A 5,763-nucleotide genomic window follows, 5' to 3' on the forward strand; every position below is an offset into this window, starting at 1 on the left:
CAGCGAACGTAAAAAGAACTATGCCATTAGTGCGCAATAAATAAGCTCAAACATCACTCTAATAACTTAATTACTTAGATAATGAAAATAACACTATAAAATATTATAAAAATACTAAAATTAGAAAATAAAAAATAATAAAAAAGAATTCTATAGAAGCAAAAAGAAGTTTTTCCCTAACCCTGCATCGACCTACGTTTCCACACCTGAAAGGTGCAGTATCATCAGCGAAGAGGAGCTTAACTGCCAGGTTCGGAATGGAGCTGGGTGTTTCCTCCTCTCTATAAACACAAGGAAAAGGGAGTTAAAAATAATCTTATTATTCTTAACTCCATCTTCCTAATGATAAAGAAAAATCTTCTTTGTTAGCCTATATAGCAATAAAACCCTATACACTCAATAAGGCAGTGATAACAAATACTTCTATTTTATCACATAAAAATAAGCCAAACGGTCTATTAGTATTAGTCAGCTAAATGCATTACTGCACTTACACACCTAACCTATCAAGCAAGTAGTCTTCTTGCGACCTTCAGGGAAAGTTAATCTTGGAGTTGGCTTCCCGCTTAGATGCTTTCAGCGGTTATCACATCCGTGCGTAGCTACCCAGCGATGCCCTTGGCAGAACAACTGGTACACTAGTGGCACGTCCATCCCGGTCCTCTCGTACTAGGGACAGCTCTCCTCAACTTTCCTACGCCCACGGCAGATAGGGACCGAACTGTCTCACGACGTTCTGAACCCAGCTCGCGTACCGCTTTAAATGGCGAACAGCCATACCCTTGGGACCTGCTCCAGCCCCAGGATGCGATGAGCCGACATCGAGGTGCCAAACCTCCCCGTCGATGTGAGCTCTTGGGGGAGATCAGCCTGTTATCCCCGGGGTACCTTTTATCCTTTGAGCGATGGCCCTTCCACACAGAACCACCGGATCACTATGACCGACTTTCGTCTCTGCTCGACTTGTTTGTCTTACAGTCAGGCTGGCTTATGCCATTACACTCAACTTGCGATTTCCAACCGCAATGAGCCAACCTTTGCAAGCCTCCGTTACTTTTTAGGAGGCGACCGCCCCAGTCAAACTACCCACCAGGCATTGTCCTGCTTGAGGATAACTCAAGCCAGTTAGCAGACAGAAACATTAAGGGTGGTATCTCAAGGATGGCTCCATCTCCACCGGAGTAAAGATTTCAAAGCCTCCCACCTATCCTGCGCATAATGCTCCCATCGGCAGTGCCAAGCTGTAGTAAAGGTCCACGGGGTCTTTCCGTCTTGCCGCGGGTAGGAGGAATTTTCACCTCCACTACAATTTCACTGAATCCCTGGTTGAGACAGCTCCCATCTCGTTACGCCATTCATGCAGGTCGGTATTTAACCGACAAGGAATTTCGCTACCTTAGGACCGTTATAGTTACGGCCGCCGTTTACTCGGGCTTCAATTCAAAGCTTCACCTTGCGGCTGACTAATCCTCTTAACCTTCGAGCACCGGGCAGGCGTCACACCTTATACTTCCTCTTACGAGTTTGCAAAGTGCTGTGTTTTTGGTAAACAGTCGGGAGGGACTCTTTGCTGAGACCTACTTGCGTAGGCACACCTTATCGCGAACTTACGGTGCTAGTTTGCAGAGTTCCTTAACCAGAGTTCTTTCACGCGCCTTAGAATACTCATCTCATCTACCTGTGTCGGTTTACGGTACGGGCAACCATTGCTAAACTTAGAGGCTTTTCTTGGCACGACGGTATCAGTGACACTCTCTTCCATCCGAAAACTTCAAAGAGCTCATCGAGCTTGTGATACAGGAGCGGATTTGCCTATCTCCCAACTTACACTCTTAAACTAGCTATTCCATCAGCTAGCGCACCTAACCCTATGCGTCCCCCCATCGCACACAATGGTTGGTATAGGAATATTAACCTATTTTCCATCGACTACCCATTTCTGACTTGTCTTAGGACCCGACTAACCCTACGATGACGAGCATAGCGTAGGAAACCTTAGATTTACGGCGAATATGATTCTCACATATTTTATCGCTACTCATTCCTGCATGCTCACTTCGCATCGCTCCAGCACTCCTTACCGGTATACCTTCAACGCAGATACGAACGCTCTTCTACCACTGTGCAAGCACAATCTAGAAATTCGGTGTCTATCTTAGCCCCGTTATATTTTCAGCGCGCAATCACTAGACCAGTGAGCTGTTACGCTTTCTTTAAAGGATGGCTGCTTCTAAGCCAACCTCCTGGTTGTCTAAGTAACTGTACATCTTTTTCCACTCAGAATAGAACTTAGGGACCTTATTTGCTAGTCTGGGTTGTTCCCCTTTTGACGATTGATTTTATCACCCACCGCCTGACTCCCAAGATACGGTAATAGGTATTCGAAGTTTGACAGGGTTTGGTACCGCGGTGAGCAGCCCTAGCCCAATCAGTGCTCTACCCCCTATTACTATCACTTGAGGCTATACCTAAATATATTTCGAAGAGAACCAGCTATCACTGAGTTTGTTTGGCCTTTCACCCCTATCCACAGCTCATCCCAACCCGTTTCAATGGGTACGAGTTCAGTCCTCCATAAGCTATTACACTTACTTCAACTTGGCCATGGATAGATCACTCAGCTTCGGGTCTGCAGCATCTGACTAAACGCCCTTTCAGACTCGCTTTCGCTACGGCTTCGCGTTTGCTTAACCTCGCCAGATACCACAACTCGCAGGATCATTATGCAAAAGGCAGTCCGTCACCCTGATAAATCATAGGGCTCCGAATGATTGTAAGCAGATGGTTTCAGGTTCTATTTCACTCCGCTCACTGCGGTTCTTTTCACCTTTCCCTCACGGTACTTGTTCGCTATCGGTAAGAGAGTAGTATTTAGGGTTGGAGAGTGGTCTCCCCTGCTTCAGCCCGGATTTCACGTGTCCTGGCCTACTCTGGATACTGCTACCTATCTATTATCTTTCATATACGGGGCTATCACCCTGTGTCGCCTACCTTTCCAGGTAATTCTACTAAATAATAAAAGTGGATATTGCAGTCCACAACCCCGAGTGCAAGCACTCGGTTTGCCCTGTTCCCCGTTCGCTCGCCGCTACTAGGAGAATCTCGTTTGATTTCTTTTCCTCTAGGTACTGAGATGTTTCACTTCCCTAGGTTCGCTCCATTTAAGGTAACTAGCTAGTGCTAGTTGGGTTGCCCCATTCGGAAATCTACGGATCAAAGCTTCTTGACAGCTCCCCGTAGCTTATCGCAGTCTAGTACGTCCTTCATCGCCTCTCTCTTCCAAGGCATCCACCATCTGCCCTTAAAAGCTTATTTTCACATAAGATCTTACAAAGTATCTTACTGCTTTACTTTTAAAGTATGGATAAAATAGTTAAGTATTCTAAAGTTATCACTGCCTTATTGAATGTATTAACAATACACTAAATAAAAACAGAGTAATTGTAGTCTTATTACTATATTCATAGGCTTAACAATAATAATTTAAAAAACACTTAGGCTTAGCCTAATGTAAATATTATTATAAGGTAATACTTACATTAAACTAAAAACTATGGTGGAGAATAGCGGGATCGAACCGCTGACCTCCTGCGTGCAAAGCAGGCGCTCTCCCAGCTGAGCTAATTCCCCATATGGTGGGCTTAAGAGGACTTGAACCTCTGACCTCACCCTTATCAGGGGTGCGCTCTAACCACCTGAGCTATAAGCCCCTACAATGACTAACATTTTATCTTTGATGTTAATCTCTGAAAACTAAGCAAGAATTTGGTTTTTAATTCTTTTACTCTGTCAATCAAGATAAACAAATATCTTGATATTTCTCTAGAAAGGAGGTGATCCAACCGCAGGTTCACCTACGGTTACCTTGTTACGACTTCACCCCAGTCGCTGCATCCGCCGTGGACGGTAGCCAGTTTAGCATCCCGGCTTAAGGCGAATACAACTCCCATGGTGTGACGGGCGGTGAGTACAAGACCCGGGAACGTATTCACCGTGACATGGCTGATTCACGATTACTAGCGATTCCAGCTTCATGTAGTCGAGTTGCAGACTACAATCCGAACTGAGAGATGTTTTTGAGATTTGCTCCACCTCGCGGTATTGCTTCTCTTTGTACACCCCATTGTAGCACGTGTGTAGCCCTAGGCGTAAGGGCCATGATGACTTGACGTCGTCCTCACCTTCCTCCTCCTTACGAAGGCAGTCTCCCTAGAGTGCTCAGCCGAACTGCTAGCAACTAAGGACGAGGGTTGCGCTCGTTGCGGGACTTAACCCAACATCTCACGACACGAGCTGACGACAGCCGTGCAGCACCTGTTTTCAAGTTCTAGTAAACTAGATACTCCCATATCTCTATAGGATTCTATCAATGTCAAGCCTAGGTAAGGTTCTTCGCGTATCTTCGAATTAAACCACATGCTCCACCGCTTGTGCGGGTCCCCGTCTATTCCTTTGAGTTTTAATCTTGCGACCGTACTCCCCAGGCGGAATGCTTAATGCGTTAGCTGCATTACTGGAGTGACAAGCACCCCAACAACTAGCATTCATCGTTTAGGGCGTGGACTACCAGGGTATCTAATCCTGTTTGCTCCCCACGCTTTCGCGCATCAGCGTCAGTAATGTTCCAGTAGGTCGCCTTCGCAATGAGTATTCCTCTTGATCTCTACGGATTTTACCCCTACACCAAGAATTCCACCTACCTCTCCCATACTCTAGAATAACAGTTTCAAATGCAGTTCTGTAGTTAAGCTACAGGATTTCACATCTGACTTATTATCCCGCCTACGCGCTCTTTACGCCCAGTGATTCCGAGTAACGCTTGCACCCTCCGTATTACCGCGGCTGCTGGCACGGAGTTAGCCGGTGCTTATTCGTTAGATACCGTCATAATCTTCTCTAACAAAAGGAGTTTACAATCCTAAAACCTTCATCCTCCACGCGGCGTTGCTGCTTCAGGCTTTCGCCCATTGAGCAATATTCCCTACTGCTGCCTCCCGTAGGAGTCTGGACCGTGTCTCAGTTCCAGTGTGTCCGATCACCCTCTCAGGCCGGATACCCGTCATAGCCTTGGTGAGCCATTACCTCACCAACAAGCTGATAGGACATAGGCTGATCCCATAGCGAAAAACTTTCCCCCGTAGGGAGTATCTAGTATTAATCACCGTTTCCAGTGGCTATCCCAGACTATGGGGCACATAACCTATGCGTTACTCACCCGTGCGCCACTAATCCACTTTTAGCAAGCTAAAAGCTTCATCGTTCGACTTGCATGTATTAGGCACGCCGCCAGCGTTCACTCTGAGCCAGGATCAAACTCTCCATAAAAAATTGGAAGTTTATTCCTGAACTCTTAGCTTATTCTCTTTATCACAAGTTTAAACTTAATTAAGTATAAACAGAGTTGTATAAATTAACACTAAGAGTTATAAGTCTTTAAATTTTAAAAAATAAAAAATTGAGTAAAAATTAAAAACCTAAAAACTCTTGCTTAGATTTCAAAGATCACTACCAAAATAAAATGCTATGAAATGTCAAGTAAGTTTTTACTTTACATAACAAATGTAACAATTTTATTTTAAGTAAAAGAACAACCTAAAAAGATTTACGAAAAATTTAAAATTATTAAAAGGTGTTTTTTAACCCTTATAAAATGCATAAAAGCAAGTCTTTAAACGCCCGTTTCAATTTAGGAAACAGAATAATACAAATTTTATACTTAAAGTTTGCTTAAGAGATGAGAAAAAAATGAAAAATGTGGTGATT

General features: G+C 44.5%; 2 tRNA genes and 3 rRNA genes. All 5 read right to left on the bottom strand.

Annotated elements, in window-relative coordinates:
- Nucleotides 1-179: 179 nt before the first annotated feature.
- Nucleotides 180-295, bottom strand: a 5S ribosomal RNA gene (gene rrf, locus CQA57_RS08020).
- Between the two features lie 142 nt (nucleotides 296-437).
- A 23S ribosomal RNA gene (locus CQA57_RS08025) occupies nucleotides 438-3,315 on the bottom strand.
- A gap of 239 nt (nucleotides 3,316-3,554) precedes the next feature.
- Nucleotides 3,555-3,630 (bottom strand) — tRNA-Ala (locus CQA57_RS08030).
- 3 nt (nucleotides 3,631-3,633) lie between these two features.
- A tRNA-Ile gene (locus CQA57_RS08035) sits at nucleotides 3,634-3,710 on the bottom strand.
- A 116-nt stretch (nucleotides 3,711-3,826) separates the two neighbouring features.
- Nucleotides 3,827-5,325, bottom strand: a 16S ribosomal RNA gene (locus CQA57_RS08040).
- Together the 16S, 23S and 5S rRNA genes with 2 tRNA genes alongside form the textbook arrangement of a ribosomal RNA operon.
- Nucleotides 5,326-5,763 lie beyond the last annotated feature (438 nt).

This window comes from Helicobacter anseris, assembly GCF_003364335.1.
Taxonomy (GTDB): domain Bacteria; phylum Campylobacterota; class Campylobacteria; order Campylobacterales; family Helicobacteraceae; genus Helicobacter_H; species Helicobacter_H anseris.